The following is a 24,896-nucleotide window of genomic DNA, read 5'->3' as shown; positions in this document are numbered from 1 at the left end:
GAGGCCCGTCAGGCCAGTTCGGCGAACAGGCTATTGTAGCCGGTCCTTGTGATTCGTACGTCGATAATGTCACCGATTCCGCCGGCCTTGTCGTCAACAATAACGGGCTGCAGCCAGGGCGAACGGCCAACTTGCTGCCCGGCCTGCCGGCCAGGCTTCTCGATCAGCGTGCCGATGGTCCTGCCGACCAGGCTCAAGCCGAAATCCTGCTGCTGCCTGAGAAGCAGAGCCTGCAGAGCCTGCAGACGCTCGTCCTTCACCGCTTCCGAGACATGGCCATCCATTTCGGCGCCCGGTGTGCCGGGGCGCGGCGAATATTTGAACGAGAAGGCCGAGGCATAGTTCACCTCGCGCACCAATTTCAGTGTCGCTTCGAAATCCTCGTCCGTCTCGCCGGGGAAGCCGACGATGAAGTCGCCGGACATGGCGATATCGGCGCGGGCGGCGCGAATGCGCTCGATGAGCGCCAGATAGTCGCGCGCCGTATGGCGCCGGTTCATCGCCTTCAAAATCCGATCGGAGCCCGACTGTACCGGCAGATGCAGATAGGGCATCAGCGCCGGCAGGTCCCGATGCGCGGCGATCAATTCGTCGTCCATGTCGCGCGGATGGCTGGTGGTGTAGCGCAGCCGCGCCAGGCCGGGGATTTCCGCCAGACGAAACAGCAGGCGGCCAAGGCCCCATTCCTCGCCATTTTCGCCGATGCCGTGCCAGGCATTGACGTTCTGGCCGAGCAGCGTCACCTCGCGCACGCCGGCCTCGGCGAGGCGCTCGGCCTCGGCGATGATCTGCGCCACCGGGCGCGAAACCTCGGAGCCGCGCGTGTAAGGCACCACGCAGAAGGTGCAGAACTTGTCGCAACCTTCCTGCACCGTCAGGAAAGCGGTGACGCCGCGCCTGGCAAGCTCGGCGCGCTTCGGCTGCGGCAGATGCTCGAACTTGTCCTCGACGGCGTATTCGGTCTCGACGATCTTTTCGCCGCCACGGACCCTCGCCAGGACGTCGGGCAGCCGGTGATAGGTCTGCGGGCCGATGACCAGATCGACCGCAGGCGCGCGGCGGATGATCTCGGCGCCCTCGGCTTGCGCCACGCAGCCGGCGACGCCGATCAGCAATTCGCGGCCGGCCTCGGCGCGTTCGGCCTTCATGTCGCGAATGCGGCCAAGCTCGGAATAGACCTTTTCCGCCGCCTTTTCGCGGATATGGCAGGTGTTGAGCAGCACAAGATCCGCATCTTCGACGGCGTCGGTGGCGACATAGCCGTCGGCCGCCAGCGCATCGGTCATGCGCTGGGAATCGTAGACATTCATCTGGCAGCCATAGGTCTTGACGAAGACCTTTTTCGCCGTCCGGTCCGTGCCGGCCGAGTGCTCGGCAGCAGCGCCGATGCCGTGGCTTTCAATCGTGTTCAAATCCATCGGGCGGCTTCTAGCGCCTTTCCGTGACAAAAAACAGACGAATCTGCCTGAAGCAGGTCGTCCCGACAGGACGCGCTTCAGGTCTTTTTTTCTTTATGTATGTCGTTATCCCAAAACCGCTACGCACTTTTGGCGAAATGCATCGGCTATCGGCTCTTGGCCGGGTCGGCGAGGACAGCCTGCATCATCTCGCGCACCTTGGCTTCCATCAGCCGTGCCGTTTCCTTGCGGTTCGAGCCCTTGGAGAACGGCACAGGCTCGCCGAAATGCACCTCGGCATCGATCGCGCCTTCGGCAAGCAGGGTTCTCAGGTGCGGCATCAAATCCTGGTCGCCGATCCAGGCGGACATCGGCCGATGGCGGCGGCCCATCGGCATGCCATGCAGGCGCGTATAGGCGATCGCCACGGGCTGGATGAAGACCTGGTCCGCCGCACCTTCCGAAATCGCCATCGAGGCGGCGCCGAAGAGCGTGCTCTTGAACGGCAGCACAAGGTTGCCGTCCCCGGTCGAACCTTCGGCGAACAGCACCATGGCGTCGCCTTTTGCCATCCTTTTGGCGATCTCGCTCGCCTGGTCGCCGGAGGTGCGCTTGCGCTCGCGCTCGATGTAGACGGTGCGCTGCAACTTGGACAGCATGCCGATCAGCGGCCAGCCTTCCATGTCGGCCCTGGCGATGAACTTCACATCGACAAAGGAGCCGAGCACCATGATGTCGGTCCAGGAGATATGGTTGGCCGCGATCAGCAGCGGACGTTCCCTGGCCAGCGCGCCCTTCACATGCACCCGCATGCCCAGCGCCCTCAGGATCATGCGATGCCAGATTTTCAGGATGAAGATCTCGGGCCAGAGTCCCGTCTTCATCGACAGTATCTGCAGCGGCACCAGCACCAGTGAACAGACGACGACATAGAAGAGCGCCAGGAAAATCCGTAATTTCTTGATCATTCGCTCCGCCCTATCGCGCGGACTGGCTAGCGAAGATCGCGGCGCATGACAAGCGCGCCGGTCGGACCGTGCTCGGTCGAGCGATAATAGTTGGGCCGATGACCGACCTGGATGAAGCCGAGCCTGCGATAAAGCGCGATCGCCGGCGCATTGGTCTCGTCGACCTCAAGGAAGAGCGCTTCGGCGCGCTGCGCATGAAGCTCGCGCAGCACCGCATCCATCAATTGCCAGCCAAGGCCCTGTCGGCGATGGCTACGGGCGACGGCCACGGTCAGGATCTCGCCCTCGCCGGCCGCGAGCCGCGCCAGCACGAAACCGACCGGAGGTTTCGATCCCTGCCCTGTCTCGCGCGCGGCGTAGCCGAACACCGTGTCCTGTTCGAGCAGCGCCGCGAACTCGCCATCGGTCCAGGGCCGCACGAAATCCTCGCGATGCAGCTCCGAGACGGCAGCGCTGTCGGCAACCGTCAGCGGTTCCAAGGCATATTCCCTGCGGCGCGGCTGAAAGAACGGTATGCGCATCAGGCGTCGTTTCCTTTTGGACCACGACTTTTCCGCAAAACCGCCTCCCCCTTTTTGGGATCATGGTTTTCCTTTGGACTGTTGTCCTGTCTTGGAAGAATGAAGCCCGCCTGCGGCTTGGCGTCGGCGCCGCGCAGATAGAGCGGCTTGGGCTTTTCGCCCGGCCCTCTGGCCGACGCCAGCCTGGCATAGGTCGCGATGTCGGCGGTGGCGGCAACCGGGCCGGTGTCGAAGGCCCGTCCCGCCGCTGCGGCAATCTGTGGCGCAGCGGTGCCGACAAGGACGGCATCGGCGCCGTTGGCCATGATCGCCGCCACGGAAAGCGTGATCACTGAAGGTCGGTAAGCCTCCGCTAACGCTTTATCGTAGAGCGCCGCGTGGATTTCGTCGCGGCCGGCGTCGAGCGCGGCAAGCACCGCGCGCTCGGGAAAAGTTTTCGCACCCTCCGCCGCCAGGGCTTCCAGCGTCGTCACGCCGATCGCCGGGATTTTCAACGCCAGCGCCAGGCCGCGCGCGGTCGAGACGCCGACGCGCAGGCCGGTGAACGAGCCGGGTCCGATCGAGACGGCAACGGCGTTGAGATCAGGGTAGCCGATGCCGCCCGCTTTCAAGGCCGTCTCGATGACGGCCATCAGATGCTCGGCATGCCCCTTGCCTAGGTCGCGCACTTCGCGGCCAAGCTCCTTCCCCGCGCCCGCGTCATAGACGCAGGCGGCGCAGAGATTGGCAGCGCAATCGATGGCAAGCAGCTTCATACGGGCAGCTTCATAGGCCGGTTAACGAACTGGATCGAAACACAATTCCCTCTGCCCGGCATAGGCCGCCGCCGCAAGGGCCAGGGCGGAGAAATGTTAAGCGGCTTCGGTTCAGCGCCACAGCGGCATCTTGGTGTTGTCAGGCCGTGGCCGCGATGCACAGCGTGTGATTGTCCCAGACATAGTCCGGTTCGGAACGGGTGGCGCCGTCGCCACCGACGATCTCGCCGGCGCCGGTCGTCGCCATGAAGCCGGAGCCGTCGGGCGCGACGCCGCAGACCTCGACCAGCGCTCTTGTCGTGACCACGCGTCCGCTGGCGGCATCGATGACGGCCAGCGAATTGCCCTCCGGCGAGGTGATGGCGACGGTGCCCGTTGCGCCATTGGCGGCGACCGAGCCGACATAATTGCGCAAGCCTGAGAGCACGTCCTGCGGCATCTCCAGGAGCTCGAGCTCCTTGCCGCGCGCGGCGCGCCCGACCAGCGCCGGCCGGTCGGTCGCCGGCCCGCGATACTGGCAGCCGAACCAGACGGTGCCCACCTGGTCGCGATCCATGTGGCGGATCGAAAGCTGATGCAGCGCCGGCGGCAGTTCGTGCTTTTCGATGAGGTCGCCGGTGACGCGGTCGACCAGCGTGTAGGACGGCTTCATTGTCGCGATGTTGAGTTCGGCGCGACCGAAATCGGGATGGGTCTCGATGCCGCCATTGGCGATGGCTAAAGTGCGGCCATCGCCAAGCAGGAGCAGTTCATGCGGTCCCATGCCGTAGGTCGGGAACTCGCCGACGCGATTGAATTTCGCCCGCGCATCGTAGACGCCCACGACACCTGCCGCGTTGTCGAAGTCGTTCTCCGTAGCGTAGAGCAGAGCGCCGTCAGGCGAGAACACGCCATGGCCGAAGAAATGCCGGCCGGCGATGCTGGCGATGGTCAGCGGCTTGTCGCGGCCGGCATGGTCGAAGACCACCGCAAAGGTGCCGGGCTGGCGGGCAAAGACCACCGAGCGCTTCGACACCGGATCGAAAGTGACGTCGTGGCCGCGATCCGGCAGATCGACCGTATGCAGGATTTTCCCCGCCTCGGAGAGCACGGCGGCGCCGAAGCTGCCGTCGCGCTTGACGAAGGCCGTGGCAAACACCGCATCCGCGGCAAGCGTGTCAGCCCATGCGCGCGGCGCCATGGCGGCGGCGAAGCCCACGCCCGCTGCCCGCAGGAAATCGCGGCGGTGGATGAGGGCGGTTCTCACGGCATCAATCCCCATCCAGCGACGAGAAGCCGGCGGTCAGGCCGAACTCGGCGGTCATCCTGGTGCCGATCAAGGTCGACAGGCTGGAGGTGATCAGCGCGAAATGCTCGAGCTTGCCGCGCAGCGCGGGGTCGGCGAGCGCCTTGTCGATCGGACCGGCAACGGATTTCGCTGTCGTCACGCCGTTGCTGAGCTGGATGTGGATGGACTCTGCCATCCATTGCGCGTCGGCGGGCAGCGCGTCGCCGAGCCTGGAGGCCTGGAACAGCTGGTCGATGCCGGACAGGTTTGCGGCCAGTGAGGCCGTCGTGTTCTGCGAGCGCCAGTAGATCGCCTGCTTCGGCTTATCGGCATCGGGTTTCGCGCCGAGAAATCCCTTGAGCCGCACGTCGCGGATCATTTCCAGCTCGTTGATGAAGACGCCGACCAGTTCCGTCACCGCTTCGTTGCCGTCGCGGTAGAGCGGGTTCTTCGGCCCCGGATTGGCCCAGAGCGACGCGAAACCATCGGGCTTTTGCCAGGCGTCGCGCACCTCGCCCGCCATCGTTTCGATATTGCCGGCAACCGCCGCGCCATAGGCGCAGCGGTAAGGATCGTCTTTCCCGGCAAGCGTTTCGGCGCCGTCGCCGTAAAGCACATATTCGAGCGCGCCGAGGCCCTGCATGGCGACGCTCTTTTGCGCCAGTTGCGCCGGATCGATGTCTGATGGGTCCTTGGATGCGAGCGTGGCCTGCACTTGCCTCAGGCCGATGCTCTTGCGGTCCGGCCAATAAAGCATGCGCTCCAGCCGGTTGTTCTCCTTGATCGGCCCGAAGGCGATGATCTCGGCTACCGACCAGGCCTCGACCGTGCCTGAAAACGCCGCGCGAGCCGCTTCGAGCTTCTCCTTGGACGGCGCTTCGCAAAGCTGGTGCATCGCCTTGGTCAGGCCCGCCGCATGCTCATCGAGGCTGGCATAGGCGGGGCGGACGAAGCCGTCGATCGCGCGGCCGATGACATCGGAAGCCTTGACCGCAGCCGATGCCGGCATCACTGCGGCCAGAAGGAACGGAAGAGCAAGGGCCATGCGTTTCGACATCAGAGCGACGCGTTTCGACATCAGAGGGACTCCAGGAATTTGATCAGCGCGTCGCGATCGGCCGCGGCGGCACCGACAAAGCGGTCGCGCGCCTTCTGTCCCTCGCCGCCATGCCACAGGATCGCCTCAGCAAGCGTACGCGCGCGGCCGTCATGCAGGTAAAAGGCATTGCCGTTGACCGTCGCGGTAAGCCCGATGCCCCAGAGCGGCGGGGTGCGCCATTCGGTCCCCGTGGCTTCGCCCACCCGCTGCCCATCGGCAAGGCCCTCGCCCATGTCGTGCAACAGGAAGTCGGAATAGGGCCAGATCAGCTGAAAGGCCTGCGCCTTGTTCGGCGTGCCGCGCATGGTGACGAATTTCGGCGTGTGACAGGCAATGCAGCCCATCTCGTAGAACTGCTTTTTGCCGGCGAGCACGTCCGGCTTGCCGATGTCGCGCCGCGCCGGCACGGCCAGGTTCTGCGAATAGAAGGTGACGAGGTCCATCACCGGCGGCGACGCCTCGGCCGTGCCGAGGCGTTGCTGCACCCCGTTTGGCATGGCCAGGCAATCCGTCTGCGCCTCGGTGCAATCCCCCCAATGCTTCGGCATTTCCGGCGTCGAGATGCCGATATCGCCAGCAAAGGCATCGCCCGTTTGCTGGCGGATCGAGGCGGTCTGCGCCTTCCAGCCGAAGCGGCCCAAGGTCACCGCGTCGCTCAGCTCGTCGCGCACCATGTTCGGCCTGCCCGAGATCCCGTCACTGTTGCGATCGTCCGGATCGGCATTGGCGAGAATATCGGCCGGCGCGATCTGCTCGATCAGGCCCAGCCCGATCATCGGCGGCGTCAGGCGCGGCGACAGCGTGGTGCGCGGATCGAGCGGACCGTAGCCGAGATTTTCGATCGTATAGCTCGGCTTGCGCAGTGAAACGACGGCACCGTCGCCGAGCGTAACTTTTTGCTCCTGATAATCGACGCGCATCCGGCCCTCACCCCTGAGCCCGGGAACCGCAAGGTCCTGCAGTTGCGCGCCATAGACGGGATCGGGAAAGTTCAGCAGCTTATGATCGGTGAGCGCGGCCCTTTCCTCGGCGCTGCCGGCATCGCGCGCGAGTCTCAGGAACATCGATGTCGATCCGGCATCGCCTTCCGGAGGACGCCCGCGGCCATCCTTCAGATGGCAGTTCTGGCAGGCGCGTTCGTTGAAGAGCGGGCCGAGCCCGTCCGAAGCCTGGGTCGAGGACGGCGACGACACCCAGTTCTTGCGAAACAGCGCGTTGCCGAGCTTGAAGGTTCCTTCTTCTTCGAAGGTGATATTGGCGGAGGATTGTGAGAAGGCATCGCGGTTGATGTCCTTGCGCGAGGTGCCGGCGCCGCCCTGCATCAGCTCGAACGGCTCCGGCCTGGTGAAATCGGCCGTTGGCCTGGTGACCGCCAGAACCCGCGCCTGGTCCTTCGGCGTCAGGTCGGTGCGGCTTGTCGGCAGAGCGGCGGGCTCACCGGCCAAGGCGGATGCGGAAGGCATGATCGCCAGCAAAAGCCATGCCCCGCGACCAATCCGGTATCGCGGGGTCTTTTGGGACGGCAAGCCGTGAATCCCGGCCCGCCACGCGCGGCGCGAAAAATCTACGGGGCGCCGCATTCCCGCATGTCCTTACTCCGCCTCGTTGGCCGAGTCGGCATTGAGCTGGCCGTATTTTTCCTCGCCGATCGAGGCAAGCAGATCGAGCTGCGTTTCCAGGAAGTCGATATGTCCTTCCTCGTCCGCCAAAAGATCCTCGAACAGCTTCATCGAAACGAAATCGCCTTCGTCCTGGCAGATCTCACGCGAGCGCTTGTAGGCGGTGCGTGCGTCATATTCGCCGGCGAGATCGGATTCGAGCACTTCCTTGACATTCTGGCCGATGCGCAAGGGCGCGACGGACTGCAGGTTCGGGTGACCCTCGAGGAAGATGATGCGCGCGATCAGCCGGTCGGCGTGATGCATTTCCTCGATCGATTCCGCCCGCTCCTTCTTTGCCAGCTTGGTGTAGCCCCAATCCTCGAGCAGACGGTAATGCACCCAGTACTGGTTGACGGCTCCAAGCTCCAGAAACAGAGCTTCATTAAGCCGCTCGATGACCTGCGGTTCGCCTTTCATGGGTTCTGCTCCCGTATTGGCCGCGCAAGCCTCGCACGCGATCCAGGTGTGAAACGATGTCCACGCCCCCCACCTCTGAGCGGGCGTGGTAATTCTCGGTGACCCGAATGATCGTTTCCACCACATTTGGGAAACAGCCGCAACAGCGACCGCGCTTGGCCATCGCGTGGTAGACCTTAGCGGGCACGATCAGCTGCCAGGGATCCTGATCCAGCAGGCCGACGATCGTCTGCTCGATCTCCTTTTCGGTGATGATGTTGCAATGGCAGATCAGCATCTACTTGCTCTGGCTGACGGCGCCGTTCCGGCGCCGCTTGGCTGGTTTCTCAATTGAGCATGATCTTGTCCAAAAACCGGCTTTTGGGATCATGCCCGATCTTACTTGAACACCTTGTCGGGCGCGTCGAGGCTGTCGGAACCCTCGAAAGCGATCTGGTTCAGCTTGAGCGAGCCGACGGCGCGCTCGATCGACTTGGTCTGGTCGATCAGGGCGTCGATCGCCGCCTGCACCGTGGCGTTACCTTCCGTGTTGCCCTCGGCGATCTGCTGGTCATATGCCTCGCCGGCAAGGGCACGCGCCTGGATGGCCTCCATCTTGGCGACGGTGGTGTCGAGTTTGCCCGACAGCTCCCTGTCGATCGCCGGATCGGCGGCCTTCACCATGTCGGACACCGACGGACCCGAGACCACGGAGCCATCGAGCCGCTTGTAGCTGGCATGGTAGGCATCGCGGATGCCGACCGCGTCATAGAGATGCGAGATGTAGGTGTTGTCGGAGAAGCAGTCGTGCTCCTCTTCCGGGTCGTGCAGCAACAGGCCGAGCTTCATGCGCTCGCCGGCGAGCTCGCCATAGGAGAGCGAGCCCATGCCGGTGAAGATGGTGGAGATGGCGGCATTCGCATCGCCCTCGGTGAGGTTCTTGCGCGCGGCGCCGTCTTCCTTCCAGTTGCCGACCATTTCCTGCAGGTCGGACACCAGAAGATCGGTCGCCGATCTCAGATATTCGGCGCGGCGATCGCAATTGCCGCCTGTGCAGTTCTTGAGGTCGTAGTCGGTAAAGGGCCGCTCGCCGGCGCCCGGCCCGGTGCCATGCAGGTCCTGCCCCCAGAGCAGGAATTCGATGGCGTGATAGCCGGTCGCGACATTGGCTTCGACGCCGCCGGCCTCCTGCAGCGTGCCGGAGAGGAACTCGGGCGTCAGCTTCGAGGCATCGACCTTCTTGCCGTTAATCTCGATTTCCTTGTTGGCGATGACGTTGGCCGTATAGAGCGCGTTTTCGTCCGACTCCGTGCCATAGCTCTTGGCGACATAGTCGATCAGGCCCTCATCCAGCGGCCAGGAATTCACCTTGCCTTCCCAGTCGTCGACGATCTTGTTGCCGAAGCGGTAGACTTCGGTCTGCTGGTAAGGGATGCGCGCCGCCTTCCAGGCCTCGCGCGCGGCGTTCAACGTGTCGGCCGAGGGACTGGCAACGAGCGCATTCACCGCCTTGTCCAGCGCCTGCGCAGTGGTCAGCGAATCCTCGTATTTGGCCAAAGCGATGTCGGCATAGGTCTTGATCACCGCCTTGGCGTCGGTCTCGGCTTTCGCCGGCAACACGAACACCGCCGCCGTCAGTGCAGCCGTGGCGCAGATCGCGGCCAGCCTGCCGCCATTACGTGCCGTCATCATCCTTCTCCAGTTCCTTGGAAATTCAATAAAAGGCGCCCACCCGCGCCGAGGCATAAGCATGCCGGGAAAAATGGTGGCCGCGCCAGTGCGCGGTTCGCGATAAAAAGACAACCACTTGCCTCCAATCGAAAGGGTTCAAGGCCCAGACATCAAAGGAATGCGCTTTGAGCGCAGCTCTCCATAAAGCGATGGAGAGGCCGGGAGTCAACTGGTGAGAGAGAAAATATACAATTGAAACAACAGTTTAGAATTATTCTAAACTACAAATGTCAACTTTAAGCTCGGTATTGCCTCGCTGGGCCCGATTGACAGACAGCCATTCTGGGTGCGACCCGATGCGCGGCCCTTGCGGCGGTGACGGACAATCGCCACTTGGCGCAAGGGCCTAAATTTGCTGACCAAAAAGGATTGCGATGACCAACGGGGTTGTGATTGTCGGTGCGGGCCATGCCGGCGTGCAGGCCGCCGCCAGCCTGCGCGAAGAGGCCTATGAAGGGCCGGTTGTCCTGGTCGGCGACGAGCAGGACCTGCCCTATCACAAGCCGCCGTTGTCCAAGACCTTCATCAAGGACGCCGAGGCCAAGCCGCAGCCCTTGCGCGGCGAAGCCTTCTACACTGGCAACAACATCGACTACCGGCCGGGCGTGCGCATCGACAGCATCGATGCTCGCGCGAGCCGGTTGAATGTCGCAGGCGGTGGAACGCTTGCCTTCGACCGGCTGGTGCTCGCGACCGGCTCGCGGCCGCGCCTGCTCAAGCTTGACGGCGCCAGCCTTGCCGGCGTGGTCTCGCTGCGTTCGCTGGCCGATGCGCGGGCGATCCGCGAGCTCAGCGCGCAAACCGAGGACGTGGTCATTCTCGGCGGCGGCTTCATCGGCCTGGAGATCGCGGCAACGCTGAGAGCGGCCGGCCGCAACGTCACCGTCGTCGAGGCGGTCGACCGGCTGCTCGGCCGCGCCGTGGCGCCGATCATCGCCGCGCATGTGCGCCAGCGCCTGGAAGCGATCGGCGTGCGCATCCTGACCGGCACCACCATTGCCCGCCTGGAGGGCGAAGGCGGCCGCGTCGCGGCCGCGATCACCTCGGGCGGCGAACGCCTGCCGGCGCAAATGGTGATCATCGGCATCGGCGTGGTGCCCAATGTCGAACTGGCTGAAGCCGCCGGCCTGGCAACCGGCAACGGCATCCGCGTCGACCAGCATATGCAAAGCTCTGTTCCCGAAATCCTCGCCATCGGCGACGCGGCCTCCTACCGGCATTGGTTCACCGGCGGCGACGTGCGGCTGGAATCGGTGCAGAACGCCACCGACCAGGCGCGGCTTGCCGCACGCACCGTCCTCGGCCATGGCGAGCCCTTCTCGGCCGTGCCGTGGTTCTGGTCGGATATCGGCGACATGAAGCTGCAGATGGTGGGCCTGACCCAAGGCGGCGATCACCATGTCGTGCTGGGCGATCTCGCCGAGAACAAGTTCTCGATCTACCACTATGCGGGCAACCGGCTGCTCGGTATCGAATCCGTCAACCGCCCGGCCGACCACATGCTTGGCCGCAAGATGCTCGGCGCCGGCTTCTCGCCGACGCCGCAAACGGTGGCAGGCGGGCCGGATGCGCTGAAGGCGGCGCTTGCGGCCTTCAGTCGGGACGAACCGGCAAGGGCGAGCGCGTAGAGATTGCCGATTTTTGCCATAGATCATAAAGTGGCTGAATGAGCACGATGAACATTTCACTGCCGGACAGCTTGAAGAATTTTGTCGATCAGCAAGTGACTGATCGAGGCTATGGCACGAGCAGCGAATATGTGCGTGAATTGATCCGCCAGGATCAGGATCGTCAACTTTTGCGCCGCTTGCTCCTAGAGGGCGCGTCGTCCGCGCCGAGTGAGCCCGTTGACGATGATTATTTCGCAGCGTTGAGGAAACGAGCGCAGGGCCAATAAGTTAGTGGCCACCAAGCCAATTATTCCTCGAAGCCTTGCTCTGCGCGATATCGAGGACGCTGTCGATTATTATGCACGTGAAGCTGGTTCGCACGTGGCGTTAGGCTATGTCGAGGACCTTCAGAATGCCTACAAGTTAATAGCCAGCCACCCGGCATCAGGCTCTCTGAGATAGTTATGAAGTTGGGTTGCCCGGCCTACGCAGCCTGCCGCTCAAGCGTCATCCATATTTGATCTTCTATATTGAACAGGCAGAACCACATCGATGTGTGGCGCGTGCTTCACGCCAAGATGGATATCCCATCCTGGTTACAACATCCGGGCTCCTGACGGCTTGCGCGCGCCGGTGCAGACCGTCAGAAGAGCACCGCACCATCCTCAGGCGGCCTGCGCCTCGCGGATCGAGGTTTCCAGGATATCCAGCGCCTCGGTCATGACGCCGTCCTGGATGGTGATCGGGGACAGGAAGCGGATGACGTTGCCGTAGACGCCGCAGGTGAGCAGGATGAGGCCCTTGTCCAGCGCCTTCAGCCTGACCGCGTTGGCGAACTCCGCTGACGGAAGCCCCTTCTGCACGTCGTTGAACTCGACGGCGTTCATGAAGCCTGGACCGCGGATGTCGACGATCTCCGGTACGTCCTCGCGGATCGAAACCAGCCGCTGCTTCAGCCGCGCGCCCAGCGCATTGGCACGGTCGCAGAGCTTTTCCTCCTCGATGACGTCGAGCACTGCGTGCGCGGCGGCAACGCCGATCGGGCTGCCGCCATAGGTGCCGCCGAGCCCGCCGGGGCCGGGCGCGTCCATGATCTCGGCGCGGCCGGTGACGGCCGACAGCGGGAAGCCGCCGGCGAGGCTCTTGGCCATGGTGGTGAGGTCGGGCGCCACGTCATGATGATCCATGGCAAACATCTTGCCGGTACGGGCAAAGCCGGTCTGCACTTCGTCGGCGACGAGCAGGATGCCGTGCTGATCGCAGATCTTGCGCAGCGCAGCCATGAAATCGCGCGGCGCTTCGTAGAAGCCGCCCTCGCCCTGAACCGGTTCGACGATGATGGCTGCAACGCGGCCCGGATCGACATCGGCCTTGAACAGCTTGTCGAGCGCGGCAAGCGAATCGGCGACCGACACGCCATGCAGCGCCACCGGGAACGGGGCATGGAAGACATCGGCGGGCATGGCGCCGAAGCCGACCTTGTAGGGCACGACCTTGCCGGTCAGCGCCATGCCCATGAAGGTGCGGCCATGAAAGCCGCCTGAAAAGGCGATGACCGCCTGACGGCCGGTGGCGTTACGGGCGATCTTGATGGCGTTCTCGACCGCCTCGGCGCCGGTGGTGACGAACACGGTCTTCTTGTCGAACTTGCCGGGCAGCAGGCCGTTCAGCCGCTCGGCGAGATGCACGTAGCTTTCATAGGGTACGACCTGGTGGCAGGTGTGGGTGAAGCGGTCAAGTTGCGCCTTGACGGCCTCGATCACCTTCGGGTGGCGGTGGCCGGTGTTGACGACGGCGATGCCGGACGAGAAGTCGATGTAGCGGCGGCCTTCGACATCCCAGATTTCCGAATTCTCGGCGCGTTCGGCGTAGATCTGTGTCGTCATGCCGACGCCGCGCGAGATCGACTGGTTCTTGCGTTCGGAAATGGCTGAATTCTTCATCTCATCCCTCAATCGGGCCATCCCTCATCGAGACTGGGCCCGTTCTCGTTTGATGCCGTTGAAACCCCTTCTGGCCTTATTTCACGTTTTGCTCAAGTCGGCACGAAGTCCAGTCAATTGGGCCTGCCCCAGATAAAGTCCTCCCCGGTACACCTGGGCAGGGACGCGGCTTGGCAATTGCGGGCTAAACCCTCACAAATCCTTCGCTGGCCCTCAACAGATTGCGCGTATAATCCTCGCTGACGCGATGGCCGATCAGCTGGCTCGCGGTCAGCGTCTCCACGGCCTCGCCATTCTGCATCACCATCAGCCGCTCGCACATATGGGTGATGATGGCGAGGTCGTGGCTGACCATCAGGAAGGTGAGCTTGCGGCGCCGCCGGACCTCCTCCAGCAGGTTCAGCACCTCCGCCTGCACCGAAGCGTCGAGCGCCGAGGTCGGCTCGTCGAGCAACAGGATCGAAGGTTCGAGGATCAGCGCACGCGCAATGGCGACGCGCTGGCGTTGGCCGCCGGAGAGCTGGTGCGCGTAACGAAAGCGGAAGCCCTTGCCAAGCCCTACCTCGTCCAGCGCGCGCTCGATGCGCTTCTCGCCGTCGGCAATGCCATGGATCGCGAGGGGCTCCTGCAGAAGGCGGTCGACCGTCTGGCGCGGATGCAGCGAGCCGTACGGATCCTGAAAGACCATCTGCACCTCGCGATAAAACGCCTTGTCGCGGGTTTTGCCGAGCGTCTTGCCCTTGACGGTAATGGTGCCCGAGGAAACCGGCGCGAGACCTGTGATTGCTCTCAGCAGCGTCGACTTGCCGGAACCGCTTTCGCCGACGAGGCCGTAGGATTCGCCTTCCCTGACTTCGAGGCTGACGCCCTTCAGCGCGCGAAACCGGTCGAAGACCACTTCCAGCCCTTCGACAGTGATGGAAGCCGTCATGCCGCCCACTCCGGCTTGCGGTCGAGCACCGGCAGCGGATGGCGCTCGAAGCCGATTCTGGGCATGCAGTTGAGCAGGCCGCGCGTGTAAGGGTGCTGAGCGTCGCGCAGCTCCGAAGCCTTGATCTGCTCGACCACCTTGCCGGCATACATGACGACGACGCGGTCGCAGAAGGAGGAGACCAGGCGCAGATCGTGCGAGATGAAGATCAGCCCCATGCCGCGCTCGGCGACGAGCTTGTCGAGGATATTGAGCACGTCGAGCTGCACGGTGACGTCGAGCGCCGAGGTCGGCTCGTCGGCGATCATCAATTCGGGTCCGGTGACCAGCATCATGGCGATCATGGCGCGTTGGCCCATGCCGCCCGAGACCTCGTGCGGATAGAGATCGAAGACGCGGGCCGGGTCGCGGATCTGCACCGCCTGCAGCATCGCCAGCGCCCGTTCGCGCGCTTCGGTCTTTCCTACCTTCTCATGCGTGCGCAGCGTCTCGACGATCTGGCGGCCGATGGTCATGACCGGATCGAGCGAATATTTCGGATCCTGAAGGATCATGGCGATGCGGTTTCCCCGCAGCGCCCGGCGCTCACGCGGCGATATGGAAAGCAAGTCCATGCCGTCGAAAGCGAGCTTCTTCGCCGAGACCTCAGCCTGCGGCGGGGTCAGCCCCATGATGGCGCGGCCGGTCTGCGATTTGCCGGAGCCGCTTTCGCCGACGATGCCCAACCGCTCGCGGCCGAGCGAGAAGGAGACGCCGCGCACCGCCTGCACGAGGCAGGTGCGGGTCGGGAAGGTGACGCGCAGATCGTCGACCTCGAGAAGCGTGTCGCTCATTGGTCGCCACTCCGGGGATCGAGCGCGTCGCGCAGGCCGTCGCCGAGCAGGTTGAAGCCAAGGCTGACGATGAGGATGGCGGCACCTGGGGCTGCGGCCACCCACCACTGGTCGAGGATGAAGCGGCGTCCGGATGCGATCATCGCGCCCCATTCGGGCAATGGCGGCTGCGCGCCGAGACCGAGGAAACCAAGGCCGGCGGCGGTGAGGATGATGCCGGCCATGTCGAGCGTGACGCGGATGATCAGCGAGGAGATGCAGAGCGGCATGATGTGGCGCAGCACGATGCGGAAGGGCGAGGCGCCCATCAGCTGCACCGCCTTGATGTAGTCGGAATTGCGCACCGTCAGCGTCTCGGCGCGCGCGATGCGCGCGTAGGGCGGCCATGAGGTGATGGCGATCGCCAGCACGGCATTCTCGATGCCGGGTCCGAGCGCCGCGACGAAAGCCAGCGCCAGCACAAGCTTCGGAAACGCGAGGAAGATGTCGGTGATGCGCATCAGGATCGTGTCGGTCCAGCCGCCAGCATAACCGGCGATCGTGCCAACCAGCAGGCCGATGGGCGCGGCGATGATGGCGACGAGGATCACCACATAAAGCGTCCAGCGCGAGCCATAGACGATGCGTGAATAGATGTCGCGGCCGAGATCGTCGGTGCCGAACCAGTGCGCGGCGCCGGGCGGCAGCAGGCGGGCGTTCTTGAGATCGCCAACGGTCGGCGAATACGGTGCCAGCACATCGGCAAGGGCGGCGACCACCAGCAGCGCGATGATAATCAGCATGCCGACCAGCGCCAAGCGATTGGCGGAGAAGCGGCGCCAGGCGACATAGGAGCGGCCGAGCCTTGCCTGCAGGCGCGAGGCCGGTCGGTCGCTCAGCAGCCATGCGCGACGGGAGAAGGCGCCGGCGTCGGCGGCGGTCATGACAATGCCTCCTGAAGTAGTCGGCCCCCACTCCGGTCTGCTTCGCAGACCACCTCTCCCCCGTTCGACGGGCGTGAGGAAAGGCGCCAAGCGTGCGACCGGCTTGTCCTCTCCCCCAGGCACGAGGAGAGGTGGCCCGAAGGGCCGGAGCGGGGGTGGTTGGCCGCGGCCAAGCCCAAAACGGCAATAGCTCCGATCATTCGGTCTTCGTCCTTGGATCGAGCAGCCGGTAGAGCAGATCGGAGAAAAGGTTGATGGCGATGAAGACCGAGCCGATGGCAATGGTGCCGCCGAGCACGGCGTTCATGTCGGCGTTCTGCAGCGAGTTGGTGATGTAGAGGCCGATGCCCGGCCAGGAGAAGACGGTCTCGGTCAGCACCGAACCTTCGAGCAGGTTGGCGTAGGAAAGCGCAATCACAGTCACCATCGGCACGGCGGCGTTGCGCAGCGCGTGGCCCCAGATGATGCGCGTCTCCGACAGGCCTTTCGCACGGGCTGCGACGATATATTCCTGCGCCAGCTCGTTCAGCATGAAGGAACGCGTCATGCGGCTGATATAGGCAAGCGACAGGTAGCCGAGCAGCGAAGCCGGCAGGACGATGTGGCGCCAGGCGTCGTAGAAGACGTCCCACTGCCTCTGGATCGCGGCATCGAGCAGGTAGAAGCCGGTGATCGGCGTGAACGTGTATTCGTAGACGACATCGAGCCGCGCCGGAAACGCGATCCACTGCAGCTTGGCGTAGAACAGCACCAGCCCGAGCAGACCCAGCCAGAATATCGGCACGGAATAGCCGATGAGGCCGACGATGCGGGCGACCTGGTCGATGAGGCTGCCGCGCTTGACGGCGGCCAGCACGCCGAGCGGCACGCCGATGACGGCGCCGATGATCGTGCCCAGCGTCGCCAGCTCGATGGTCGCCGGGAAAACGCGGCGGATATCCGTCATCACCGGATTGGTAGTCAGCACCGACGTGCCGAAGTCGCCGCTCAACGCACTTTTGACATAGAGGTAGAACTGCTCGATCCAGGGCAGGTCGAGACCCATCTCGCGGCGCGTGCGCTCGACGACGGCCGTCGGCGCCCGGTCGCCGAGAACGGCCAGCACCGGATCGATCGGGATGACTCGGCCGATGAAGAAGGTCACCGCGAGCAGACCGAGATAGGTCGTCACCGCAATGATCAGAAAGCGGCCGAGCGACGATAGGATGGCGATGGCGCGGGCGCTGCCGCGCCCGGCCGCCGCCTGGTTTTCAGCTACGCTCACGCGTCGCGCCCGGGGTTACTGCTTCGAGACCGCCCAGACGAAATTGGTATCGAAGCTCGGGCCGAGCTTGAAGCCCTGGAGGTTCTTCCGCAAGCCCGCCACTTCCAGCTGCTGGTGGATGATGACGAAGGGGCTGGTGTCCATGATCTTCTGCTGCAGATCCTTGTACATGTCGGCACGCTTAGCCGCATCCTTCTCCAGCAATGCCGCCTCGGTTTCCTTGGTCAGGTCCGGAATGTCCCAGGCATTGCGCCAGGCCAGCGTCTTGATCTTGGCGTTGTCGGAATTGTCCGGGTTGGAGGCGAAGGTCTGGGCGTTGGAGTTCGGGTCGAAATAGTCCTGGCCCCAGTTGCCGATGTAGATGTCGTGGTTGCGGGCGCGGTATTTGGTCAGCGTCTGCTTACCGTCTCCCGGAATAATCTCCAGCTTGATGCCGGCCTGGCCGAGCGTCTGCTGGATCGATTCCGCCATGCCGGTGGTCGGCTGTCCAGTGCGCACGTCCATGGTCACCTTGAAGCCGTCCGGCAGGCCGGCCTTGGCAAGCAATTCCTTGGCTTTGGCGACGTCGAGCTTGAACGGGTTATCGTCGATGGCGCCGAGATCGCCCTTGGGCAGGAAGGACTGATGGATCTCGCCGATGCCCTTGAGGATGGTGGTGCTGAGCGCGTCGTAGTCGACCAGATATTTGAACGCCTGGCGCACCTCGGGCTTGGCGAGGTTCGGGTTCTTCTGGTTGAGGCTGATGTAATAGACCGTGCCCTTCGGCGCGCTGGTGGTGGTGAGATCGGCGTTCTTGGCAATGGCATCAAGGTCGTTCGGCTCGAGATTGCGGGCGACGTCGATATCGCCGGCTTCGAGCGCCAGGCGCTGTGCCGAGCTTTCCTTCATGTTGCGGTAGATGACGCGGGCGAGCTTGGCCTTCTCGCCGTTGTAGTTGTCGTTGCGCTCCAGGACGACGGCCTCGTTGGCGCGCCATTCGCGCAGCTTGAACTGACCGGAGCCGGCATAGCCGGTCTTCAGCCAGGCATTGCCGAAATCGTTGTCCCATTTGTAGTCGGCGCTCGGCGTGGCGGCGGCGACATGTTCCTTGACCAGCTTGGCGTCCACGACCGACGCGACGGTGGCCGACAGGCAGTTGAGCACGAAGCTTGGCGCATAGGCCTTGTCGACGACGAACTGGAAGGTGGTGTCGTCGACGGCCTTGGCCTTTTCGGTGACGTTGTCGCCGGTGATGCCGAACTGGTTGATGATGAAAGCCGGGCTCTTGTCGAGCTTGATGGCGCGTTCGAAGGAATAGGCGACGTCGGCGGCGGTGATCGGATTACCGGAGGCGAATTTCATGCCGGGCTTCAGCTTGAACGTATAAGTCAGGCCATCATCGGAAACGGTCCAGCTCTCGGCGAGGTCGGGCTTGACCTTGGAGGTGTCGCTGAGATCGAGGCGGACCAGAAGATCATAGGTGTTGCCGGTCACCTCGGCCGTCGACAGCTCGAACGCTTCGCCCGGATCCATCGAGATGATGTCGTCGATGGCAAAGCCCTCGACCAGCGTATCGGCGGGCGTGACCGCGAAAGCGGGCGCGGCGAGCAGCGCGGACAGCGCGGCGCCCGCAAGCAAGGCGCGCGAGCGGAGAGCAAACTTTTCCAGCATCATAGTGATCGTTCCCTGTTTTGTTGACCTGAGTTCCCGGCTCAGGGCTGTATTGTTCTTTGCAAGGCCGGCTGCGGCTTTGACCGCTTACCGTCGTGTTTTTTGTCCAGTTGGTCAACACCCTATTCAGCGGTTCTCGAACCGGCAACGGACATTTTGCGAGACGCTATATCGGAGGACCAGACGAGCCGCATGAGTCGACCCATGCGCCGGCTAATTGAAGCCGCCAATCCGCAAAAAATTATCAGCTCCGCCCCTTGCGAGGCAGCCGCTATTTCAGCTGCGCGACTAGGCCCGCATCGGGAAAGCAGGTGGCCGGCTTGCCGTTCTTTGCCTGCCAGATGCCGATGGAGCGACGGGTCTTGAAGCCGGGCAGGCCGTCGGCGCTGCCGACATCGTAGCCCTTGGCCTCCAGCGCCCGCTGCAGGACGGCGATATCGGAGCGGTGGAGATCGCCGACCGCGCCCCAGCCGCCGACAAAGGCGGCGTCGCCCTTGGCGATGCGATCGGCGGCATGACCGATGAACAGGCCGTAGAGATCGCTGTTGTTGTATTGCTTCAGCACATAGAAGTTCGGCGTCACGACGAAGGCCGGACCGCTGCGCCCGGCCGGCATCAGCAGCAAGCCCTCGGCCTTCAATTCGCTCGCCGCAAACGCCTTGCCGTCGACGCGCCTGATGCCCATCGCCACCCAATCGGAGATCCTCTTGCCCCGGTCGGGTCCTTCGAGCGAGCACGACACATTTGCCGGCACCGTCACCTCGGCCCCCCAGCCGCGCCCCCTCACCCAGCCATAATGGACGAGGTAGTTGGCGATCGAGGCGAGCACATCGGGCGTCGAATTCCAGATATCAGGCCGGCCGTCGCCGTCGAAATCGACGGCATGCTTCAAGAAGGAGGTCGGCATGAATTGCGGCTGGCCGAGCGCGCCGGCCCAGGACGATTTCATCGCATTGACCGGCGCCAGTCCGCGCTCGACGATTTCGAGCGCCGCCAGCACCTCGGTACGGAAGAAGTCTTTCTTGGTCGACATGAACGCCTTGGTGCCCAGCACCTCGAAGGCGTCGTAAGGCATCTTGGCCGCGCCGAATCCGGTCTCGCGGCCCCAGATCGCCAGCACGATCTCGCCTGGAACGCCATAGCGCTTCTCGATCAGCCCGAGTGTCCGGGCATTGGCGCTCTCGCGAGTCCTTCCGCCCGAGGTGACGGCGCGGATGACCTTCTCGGCGAAGTAGCTGGCCGGCGGGCCGAACTCGGCCTGATGCTGCTTCTCAGGCGTCGTCGGCTTCTCGCCGGGCAGGACGAGATCGGGCAGTTTCAGGTTCGGCTTCACGCCGAGGAAGGCCTCGCCGAAGGTCTTTTTCGAGATGCCCTTGGACTTGGCTTCGGGCCAGAGGTCGGTTTGAAGCCAGGCCTGGAACTGGTCGTCGATGGGGGCGGCTTGGGTGGGAATCGAAACGCCGAGCGCCATGACGATTACAACGAAAATCGTGACGGCCAATCCGTAGAGGCCGCGTTCCTTCGCGCCCCCCTCTGTCCTGCCGGACATCTCCCCCTCTAGGGGGGAGATCGGCCGTCGCGTTGGCTTTCGCCAATCGCCAACCTTGCAGGAAGAGCGCTGGGGGCGAAGCTGCCAATCTCCCCCCTTGAGGGGGAGATGTCCGGCAGGACAGAGGGGGGTGCCTCGCGCTGGCTTCGAAGGACGCATTCCAGTCACAGCGCGGCCCCTCTCCAATCCCCTCAAAACGCCGTCCTCGACCGCAGCGCCGCGGCCAGCGTGCCTTCGTCGAGGTAGTCGAGCTCGCCTCCGACCGGCACGCCATGCGCGAGCCGCGTCACCTTCACATCGAAGCCCGATAACTGATCGGTCAAATAGTGCGCCGTCGTCTGCCCCTCGACGGTCGCATTAACGGCGAGGATGACTTCCTTCACCTCGCCGCCGGCAACGCGGTCGACCAGCGAGCGGATGTTGAGCTGGTCGGGACCGATACCGTCGAGCGGCGACAGCGTGCCGCCCAGCACATGGTAGCGCACGTTCATAGCCGCCGCGCGCTCCAGCGCCCAGAGGTCCGAGACGTCTTCCACGACGATCAGCGTGCTGGCGTCGCGGCGTGGGTCGGTGCAGATCATGCAAGGATCGGCGGTATCGACATTGCCGCAGGTCGAGCAGATGCGCACCTTGTCGACCGCTTCGCTCATGGCGGCAGCCAGGGGCTCGAGCAGCTGTTCCTTCTTCTTGATGAGATGAAGCGCGGCGCGCCGCGCCGAACGCGGCCCTAGCCCCGGCACCTTGGCCAGGAGCTGGATCAGGCGTTCGATTTCCGGACCGGCGATTCTCTTCGACATCGCCCTGATCTAGAGCAATTCCAGGAAAAGTGCGAAGCGGTTTTCCGTCCCGAATTGCGTGCAAGGGAAAAGATGGATCAGTTCGCCGCTTCTTGAAACGGTGGACTGATCCAGGATTTTTCAGAGCGGTTTGGAACAGCCAGCAAGGGCGGAGGGCCCGCCATGCTGCCATGGCAGGGCTCAGTTGGTTTCGAGCGGCCGATCCTGGCTGGCGATCATCGCGCCGATGGCGTCGGTGTTCTCAGGTGTCGACTGGAAGCCCATCGACGCTTCCTGCGGCGCGCTGGGCACCGAAGAGACGTAGCGGCCCTTGAGCGTGCCGCCGAAACGCGAGGCGTCCGGCTCGGCCATCGGCTCCTGCATCGCCACGACCATCGGCTTCTGCGCGAGGCGGCCGGATTTCTGCGAAGGAGCAGCAGCCGTCACATAGGTCGCTTCGGCCGGAACGATTGCCGCCTTGGCCGGAAGCGTCGGTTCGGCCGCATTCATCGCGGCCTGCTTGGCCGGATCCGGGCGTACGATCGTCTTGACCACCGGCTCGGCGGAAGCCACCAGCACGGGGGCGGCAGGGTCGATTTTCTGCTGTTTGTCGGAGGCCATGGCGACCATCGGCTCGTCCGGCAGCGGCTGCCAGTTGCGGCCGCGCTTCTCATAGAAGGCGTTGCCGCCGGCCACCATGGTGTAATGCATGTTCTTGTAAGGGAAGCGCAGGCCGGCGGTGTGGAAATACATTGTGTTCTTGAGCTTGGCCTTGCGCTCGCCTTTCAGCACCGCGTTCGCGGCTTCCTCGACGTCGGGCAGCGCCCTGGAGTTCATCGGCCGCGTCAGCACGCCGGGCGCGAACTGGCCCCTCTCGCCGACGACCTCGCAGATGGTGTTGCCATGCTGGCCCGAGCGCAGCCGGTTCATCACGACCGTGCCGACGGCGATCATGCCGTCACGGCTCGACCGGTTGGACTCGAAGAACATCGCCCTTTGCAGGCATTCCTTGTCCTTCATCGTATAGGAGCGCGAGCTGAGGAAGCTCGGCGTAAGGGCGTCGGTCAGACCCGACACCGACATGCCATGGGAGGAAGTGGTCTGGCTGCAACCGGCCAGGAGCAAGGGGGAAGTGACGATGCCGATAAGCAGCAGCGGCGTCTTCCATCGCGTCGCGATCACCAAAAAAGCCTCATGTCCAGATGCCAGCCCGCCCCGAGATGTGGCAAGAATGAGACTCTTTCAGGCAAAAAGATGGCTAGAAGGTTAGCAACTTCTGGACTTGGGTAAAACTTTATGAATGCCGCGAAATGAGCCCGTGAGCATTGCCGGCAAAATGGTTAATATTGCAGGCTGGACTCAATTTCCGTTCATAATCAATTAACTGGCGGACACCGCCTCAGAAAGGCAATTTCATTCCGGGCGGGATCGGCAAGCCTGCCGTCAACGCCTTGGTCTTCTCCTGCATGATCTGCTCGACCTTATTTTTGGCGTCATTGTGGGCGGCCAGGATGAGGTCCTCCAGGATCTCGGCTTCGTCCGCCTTGATCAGAGACGGATCGATCTTCAGCGTCTTCATTTCGAACTTGCCGGTAAGCGTAATGCTGACCAGACCGCCGCCGGCCTGGCCGGTGGCTTCAAGCGTGGCGATCTCGTCCTGCATGGCCTGGAACTTGGCCTGCATTTCCTTCGCCTTGCCCATCAGGCCGAGAAGATCTTTCATCGGTTGGTCCTCATAAATGTTTCAGGTCTCGTCGTCATCGGCCGCCGGCTCGACCGGCAGGTCGGCCTCGGCCTCTTCCACATCCGGGACGTCCGGGATGCGCACATCGATGATCTTGGCGCCAGGGAAACGGGCGAGAATGGCCGCGACTACGGGATCGCTCTTGGCGTCGGAGAAGGCATTCTCGCGCTTCGTCGTCTCCATCTCGGCCAATGTCTGGCCGCCTTCTTCCTTCGACAGCGACACCAGCCAGTTGCGCCCGGTCCAGGCGCGCAGCTTAGCGGTGAGGTCGTTGAGCAGCATCTTCGGCGCGTCGTTAGTCAAGGCAACGTCGAGCCGGCCGGGCTCGATGCGAACCGGCCGCACGCAGCGTTTCAGCAGCACCTTGAAGGCCATGTCGCGATTGGCGTCGGCAAGCGCAACGATGTCGGCCAGCGATTTCACTGGAACGACAGGCGCCTCGGCGACCGGCTCCGGCGCGGGAACGAAGGTATCCGGCACAGGCTGCGCCTCGACCAGGCGCATCGTCTGCGCGCCGCCGGGGGAAGCTGGCACCCGGGTCTGCGCGACAGCAGTTGCGCTGCCATTGCCGGACCCCGCGGGTGTTCCGTTGGCGCGCGGCGCCACATTCGACTGCGGGGCCGCACCTTCCAGCGATTTCAGCGCCTCGTCCAGCGTCGGCAGGTCGGCGGCATGCGCCAGGCGGATCAACACCATTTCGCCGGCGCTGACCGGGCGGTTGGAAGACTGCACCTCAGGAATACCCTTGAGCAGCATCTGCCAGGTCCGCGACAACACGCGCACCGAAAGCGTGCCGGCGAATTCGGCGCCGCGCCGGCGCTCATCCTCGGAAAGCGAAGCATCGTCGGCTGCCGCCGGCACGAAGCGCAGGCGGGTGACGAGGTGGTTGAACTCGGCAAGATCGGTAAGCACGGCGGCCGGATCGGCGCCGGTGTCGTATTGCGCGCGGAATTCGGCCAAGGCCGCTGCGACATCGCCCTTCATGACATGCTCGAACAGGTCGATGATGCGGGCGCGGTCGGCAAGGCCGAGCATGGCTCGCACCGCCTCGGCGCTGACCGTGCCGCTGCCATGGGCGATCGCCTGGTCGAGGATGGAGAGCGAATCGCGCGCCGAGCCTTCGGCGGCCCGCGCGATCATCGCCAGCGCCTCGTCGTCGACGGTAATACCTTCCTTGGCCGCGATCGAGGACAGATGCCCGACAAGCGCGCCGGCATCGATGCGGCGGAGATCGAAGCGCTGGCAACGCGACAGGACCGTTATCGGAACCTTGCGTATCTCGGTGGTGGCGAAGATGAATTTGACGTGCGGCGGCGGCTCTTCCAGCGTCTTCAGCAGGCCGTTGAAGGCCTGGGTGGAGAGCATGTGCACTTCGTCGATGATGTAGACCTTGTAGCGCGCCGAGACCGGTGCGTAGCGCACCCGGTCGATGATGTCCCTGATGTCGTCGATGCCGGTATGGGAGGCGGCGTCCATCTCGATGACGTCGACATGGCGGCCTTCCATGATCGCCTGGCAATGCTCGCCGAGGATCGAAAGGTCGACGGAGGGCTGGTCGACGGTTGCGGTTTTGTAGTTGAGGGCCCGCGCCAGGATGCGCGCGGTCGTCGTCTTGCCGACACCGCGCACGCCGGTCAACATCCAGGCCTGGGCGATGCGGCCGGTGGCAAAGGCGTTGGTCAGCGTGCGAACCATCGGCTCCTGGCCGATCAGCTCGGAGAAATTCGAAGGGCGGTATTTGCGCGCCAGGACGCGATAAGCGGCGGCCTTGCCAGTCTCCAGGCTTTGTGGCCCCAAATTTCCGGCTTCGCTCATTCGCCGTCAAAAGCTCCCAGGACCGCGACGGAAGGCGGCCGATTCCTGCGCATAGTCTCACCC

General features: G+C 63.9%; 23 protein-coding genes and 1 pseudogene. 3 read left to right on the top strand and 21 right to left on the bottom strand.

The genetic code is table 11. The features are described from left to right. Positions 1-8 precede the first annotated feature (8 nt). The 10 genes from miaB to LB525_RS15305 form a co-directional block, all read right to left on the bottom strand. Positions 9-1,418: a tRNA (N6-isopentenyl adenosine(37)-C2)-methylthiotransferase MiaB gene (miaB, locus tag LB525_RS15350; RefSeq protein ID WP_224545232.1), complete on the bottom strand. Its 1,410-nt coding sequence runs from the start codon at positions 1,416-1,418 to the stop codon at positions 9-11. A 146-nt stretch (positions 1,419-1,564) separates the two neighbouring features. Then, a complete protein-coding gene (locus LB525_RS15345) occupies positions 1,565-2,365 on the bottom strand; it encodes a lysophospholipid acyltransferase family protein (RefSeq protein ID WP_224545231.1) in 801 nt (266 codons plus the stop codon). A 26-nt stretch (positions 2,366-2,391) separates the two neighbouring features. Beyond that, on the bottom strand, positions 2,392-2,886 hold the full coding sequence (rimI, locus tag LB525_RS15340) for a ribosomal protein S18-alanine N-acetyltransferase (protein ID WP_224545230.1): 495 nt from the start codon (positions 2,884-2,886) through the stop codon (positions 2,392-2,394). Then, on the bottom strand, positions 2,886-3,641 hold the full coding sequence (tsaB, locus tag LB525_RS15335; RefSeq protein WP_224545229.1) for a tRNA (adenosine(37)-N6)-threonylcarbamoyltransferase complex dimerization subunit type 1 TsaB: 756 nt from the start codon (positions 3,639-3,641) through the stop codon (positions 2,886-2,888). Before tsaB ends, rimI begins: the two co-directional genes overlap by 1 nt. Before the next feature lie 139 nt (positions 3,642-3,780). Further along, on the bottom strand, positions 3,781-4,887 hold the full coding sequence (locus LB525_RS15330; RefSeq protein ID WP_224545228.1) for a DUF1513 domain-containing protein: 1,107 nt from the start codon (positions 4,885-4,887) through the stop codon (positions 3,781-3,783). Positions 4,888-4,891: 4 nt separating this feature from the next. Further along, positions 4,892-5,965, bottom strand: a complete 1,074-nt coding sequence (locus LB525_RS15325; protein WP_224545244.1) for an imelysin family protein — start codon at positions 5,963-5,965, stop codon at positions 4,892-4,894. Between the two features lie 20 nt (positions 5,966-5,985). Next, entirely contained in the window at positions 5,986-7,470 is a 1,485-nt protein-coding gene (locus LB525_RS15320; RefSeq protein ID WP_411962567.1) for a di-heme oxidoredictase family protein, read from the bottom strand. A 129-nt stretch (positions 7,471-7,599) separates the two neighbouring features. Further along, on the bottom strand, positions 7,600-8,085 hold the full coding sequence (gene bfr, locus LB525_RS15315; RefSeq protein ID WP_095765979.1) for a bacterioferritin: 486 nt from the start codon (positions 8,083-8,085) through the stop codon (positions 7,600-7,602). Next, the gene (locus tag LB525_RS15310; protein ID WP_224526726.1) at positions 8,051-8,362 is read right to left on the bottom strand and encodes a (2Fe-2S)-binding protein; all 312 of its coding nucleotides are present in this window, start codon (positions 8,360-8,362) and stop codon (positions 8,051-8,053) included. Before LB525_RS15310 ends, bfr begins: the two co-directional genes overlap by 35 nt. A gap of 101 nt (positions 8,363-8,463) precedes the next feature. Then, the gene (locus tag LB525_RS15305; protein WP_224545243.1) at positions 8,464-9,753 is read right to left on the bottom strand and encodes an imelysin family protein; all 1,290 of its coding nucleotides are present in this window, start codon (positions 9,751-9,753) and stop codon (positions 8,464-8,466) included. A gap of 416 nt (positions 9,754-10,169) precedes the next feature. Here LB525_RS15305 and LB525_RS15300 point away from each other — a divergent pair, with 416 nt between their 5' ends. The 3 genes and pseudogenes from LB525_RS15300 (at position 10,170) to LB525_RS15290 (ending at position 12,022) form a co-directional block, all read left to right on the top strand. After that, complete coding sequence (locus tag LB525_RS15300; RefSeq protein ID WP_224545226.1) at positions 10,170-11,423, top strand: NAD(P)/FAD-dependent oxidoreductase; 1,254 nt, start codon at positions 10,170-10,172, stop codon at positions 11,421-11,423. Between the two features lie 38 nt (positions 11,424-11,461). Next, positions 11,462-11,692, top strand: coding sequence for a type II toxin-antitoxin system ParD family antitoxin (locus LB525_RS15295; RefSeq protein WP_224526731.1), 231 nt, complete (start codon positions 11,462-11,464; stop codon positions 11,690-11,692). A gap of 4 nt (positions 11,693-11,696) precedes the next feature. Continuing rightward, positions 11,697-12,022 (top strand): annotated as a pseudogene (locus LB525_RS15290) (type II toxin-antitoxin system RelE/ParE family toxin). Between the two features lie 48 nt (positions 12,023-12,070). Here LB525_RS15290 and LB525_RS15285 read toward each other — a convergent pair. The 11 genes from LB525_RS15285 to LB525_RS15235 all read right to left on the bottom strand — a co-directional run bounded on the left by LB525_RS15285 (position 12,071) and on the right by LB525_RS15235 (position 24,833). Next, on the bottom strand, positions 12,071-13,348 hold the full coding sequence (locus LB525_RS15285) for a 4-aminobutyrate--2-oxoglutarate transaminase (RefSeq protein WP_224545225.1): 1,278 nt from the start codon (positions 13,346-13,348) through the stop codon (positions 12,071-12,073). A 184-nt stretch (positions 13,349-13,532) separates the two neighbouring features. Then, positions 13,533-14,279 (bottom strand): ABC transporter ATP-binding protein, encoded by a 747-nt coding sequence (locus LB525_RS15280; protein WP_224545224.1) that lies wholly within the window; start codon positions 14,277-14,279, stop codon positions 13,533-13,535. Beyond that, positions 14,276-15,112, bottom strand: coding sequence for an ABC transporter ATP-binding protein (locus LB525_RS15275; RefSeq protein ID WP_224545223.1), 837 nt, complete (start codon positions 15,110-15,112; stop codon positions 14,276-14,278). The genes LB525_RS15280 and LB525_RS15275 overlap by 4 nt, the downstream gene beginning before the upstream one ends. Then, positions 15,109-16,035 (bottom strand): nickel transporter permease, encoded by a 927-nt coding sequence (gene nikC / locus LB525_RS15270; protein ID WP_224545222.1) that lies wholly within the window; start codon positions 16,033-16,035, stop codon positions 15,109-15,111. The genes LB525_RS15275 and nikC overlap by 4 nt, the downstream gene beginning before the upstream one ends. Before the next feature lie 196 nt (positions 16,036-16,231). After that, positions 16,232-17,299: an ABC transporter permease gene (locus tag LB525_RS15265; protein WP_224545221.1), complete on the bottom strand. Its 1,068-nt coding sequence runs from the start codon at positions 17,297-17,299 to the stop codon at positions 16,232-16,234. 15 nt (positions 17,300-17,314) lie between these two features. Beyond that, entirely contained in the window at positions 17,315-18,952 is a 1,638-nt protein-coding gene (locus LB525_RS15260) for an ABC transporter substrate-binding protein (protein WP_411971029.1), read from the bottom strand. Between the two features lie 268 nt (positions 18,953-19,220). After that, positions 19,221-20,498, bottom strand: a complete 1,278-nt coding sequence (locus LB525_RS15255; RefSeq protein ID WP_224545220.1) for a lytic murein transglycosylase — start codon at positions 20,496-20,498, stop codon at positions 19,221-19,223. A 191-nt stretch (positions 20,499-20,689) separates the two neighbouring features. After that, positions 20,690-21,295 carry a recombination mediator RecR gene (gene recR, locus LB525_RS15250; protein WP_224545219.1) on the bottom strand — a complete coding sequence of 202 codons (606 nt, stop codon included), beginning with the start codon at positions 21,293-21,295 and terminating at the stop codon, positions 20,690-20,692. 180 nt (positions 21,296-21,475) lie between these two features. Next, complete coding sequence (locus LB525_RS15245) at positions 21,476-22,456, bottom strand: cell wall hydrolase (RefSeq protein WP_224545218.1); 981 nt, start codon at positions 22,454-22,456, stop codon at positions 21,476-21,478. Between the two features lie 217 nt (positions 22,457-22,673). Then, positions 22,674-22,997, bottom strand: coding sequence for a YbaB/EbfC family nucleoid-associated protein (locus LB525_RS15240; RefSeq protein ID WP_095765991.1), 324 nt, complete (start codon positions 22,995-22,997; stop codon positions 22,674-22,676). Positions 22,998-23,018: 21 nt separating this feature from the next. Next, the gene (locus tag LB525_RS15235) at positions 23,019-24,833 is read right to left on the bottom strand and encodes a DNA polymerase III subunit gamma/tau (RefSeq protein WP_224545217.1); all 1,815 of its coding nucleotides are present in this window, start codon (positions 24,831-24,833) and stop codon (positions 23,019-23,021) included. Positions 24,834-24,896: the final 63 nt, after the last annotated feature.

The organism is Mesorhizobium sp. CA16, from assembly GCF_020165175.1.
Classification (GTDB): domain Bacteria; phylum Pseudomonadota; class Alphaproteobacteria; order Rhizobiales; family Rhizobiaceae; genus Mesorhizobium.
This window is presented reverse-complemented; position numbering and strand designations above follow the sequence as displayed.

What these genes read in the sequence shown, in the direction of transcription:
- nikC (WP_224545222.1), bottom strand. Translation starts at nt 16,035, where the DNA reads ATGACCGCCGCCGACGCCGGCGCCTTCTCCCGTCGCGCATGGCTGCTG.
- LB525_RS15275 (WP_224545223.1), bottom strand. Translation starts at nt 15,112, where the DNA reads ATGAGCGACACGCTTCTCGAGGTCGACGATCTGCGCGTCACCTTCCCG.
- tsaB (WP_224545229.1), bottom strand. Translation starts at nt 3,641, where the DNA reads ATGAAGCTGCTTGCCATCGATTGCGCTGCCAATCTCTGCGCCGCCTGC.
- LB525_RS15305 (WP_224545243.1), bottom strand. Translation starts at nt 9,753, where the DNA reads ATGACGGCACGTAATGGCGGCAGGCTGGCCGCGATCTGCGCCACGGCT.
- LB525_RS15310 (WP_224526726.1), bottom strand. Translation starts at nt 8,362, where the DNA reads ATGCTGATCTGCCATTGCAACATCATCACCGAAAAGGAGATCGAGCAG.
- LB525_RS15280 (WP_224545224.1), bottom strand. Translation starts at nt 14,279, where the DNA reads ATGACGGCTTCCATCACTGTCGAAGGGCTGGAAGTGGTCTTCGACCGG.
- LB525_RS15235 (WP_224545217.1), bottom strand. Translation starts at nt 24,833, where the DNA reads ATGAGCGAAGCCGGAAATTTGGGGCCACAAAGCCTGGAGACTGGCAAG.
- LB525_RS15255 (WP_224545220.1), bottom strand. Translation starts at nt 20,498, where the DNA reads ATGTCCGGCAGGACAGAGGGGGGCGCGAAGGAACGCGGCCTCTACGGA.
- LB525_RS15325 (WP_224545244.1), bottom strand. Translation starts at nt 5,965, where the DNA reads ATGTCGAAACGCATGGCCCTTGCTCTTCCGTTCCTTCTGGCCGCAGTG.
- LB525_RS15295 (WP_224526731.1), top strand. Translation starts at nt 11,462, where the DNA reads ATGAGCACGATGAACATTTCACTGCCGGACAGCTTGAAGAATTTTGTC.
- bfr (WP_095765979.1), bottom strand. Translation starts at nt 8,085, where the DNA reads ATGAAAGGCGAACCGCAGGTCATCGAGCGGCTTAATGAAGCTCTGTTT.
- LB525_RS15320 (WP_411962567.1), bottom strand. Translation starts at nt 7,470, where the DNA reads ATGCCTTCCGCATCCGCCTTGGCCGGTGAGCCCGCCGCTCTGCCGACA.
- LB525_RS15345 (WP_224545231.1), bottom strand. Translation starts at nt 2,365, where the DNA reads ATGATCAAGAAATTACGGATTTTCCTGGCGCTCTTCTATGTCGTCGTC.
- rimI (WP_224545230.1), bottom strand. Translation starts at nt 2,886, where the DNA reads ATGCGCATACCGTTCTTTCAGCCGCGCCGCAGGGAATATGCCTTGGAA.
- LB525_RS15240 (WP_095765991.1), bottom strand. Translation starts at nt 22,997, where the DNA reads ATGAAAGATCTTCTCGGCCTGATGGGCAAGGCGAAGGAAATGCAGGCC.
- miaB (WP_224545232.1), bottom strand. Translation starts at nt 1,418, where the DNA reads ATGGATTTGAACACGATTGAAAGCCACGGCATCGGCGCTGCTGCCGAG.
- LB525_RS15300 (WP_224545226.1), top strand. Translation starts at nt 10,170, where the DNA reads ATGACCAACGGGGTTGTGATTGTCGGTGCGGGCCATGCCGGCGTGCAG.
- recR (WP_224545219.1), bottom strand. Translation starts at nt 21,295, where the DNA reads ATGTCGAAGAGAATCGCCGGTCCGGAAATCGAACGCCTGATCCAGCTC.
- LB525_RS15285 (WP_224545225.1), bottom strand. Translation starts at nt 13,348, where the DNA reads ATGAAGAATTCAGCCATTTCCGAACGCAAGAACCAGTCGATCTCGCGC.
- LB525_RS15260 (WP_411971029.1), bottom strand. Translation starts at nt 18,952, where the DNA reads ATGATGCTGGAAAAGTTTGCTCTCCGCTCGCGCGCCTTGCTTGCGGGC.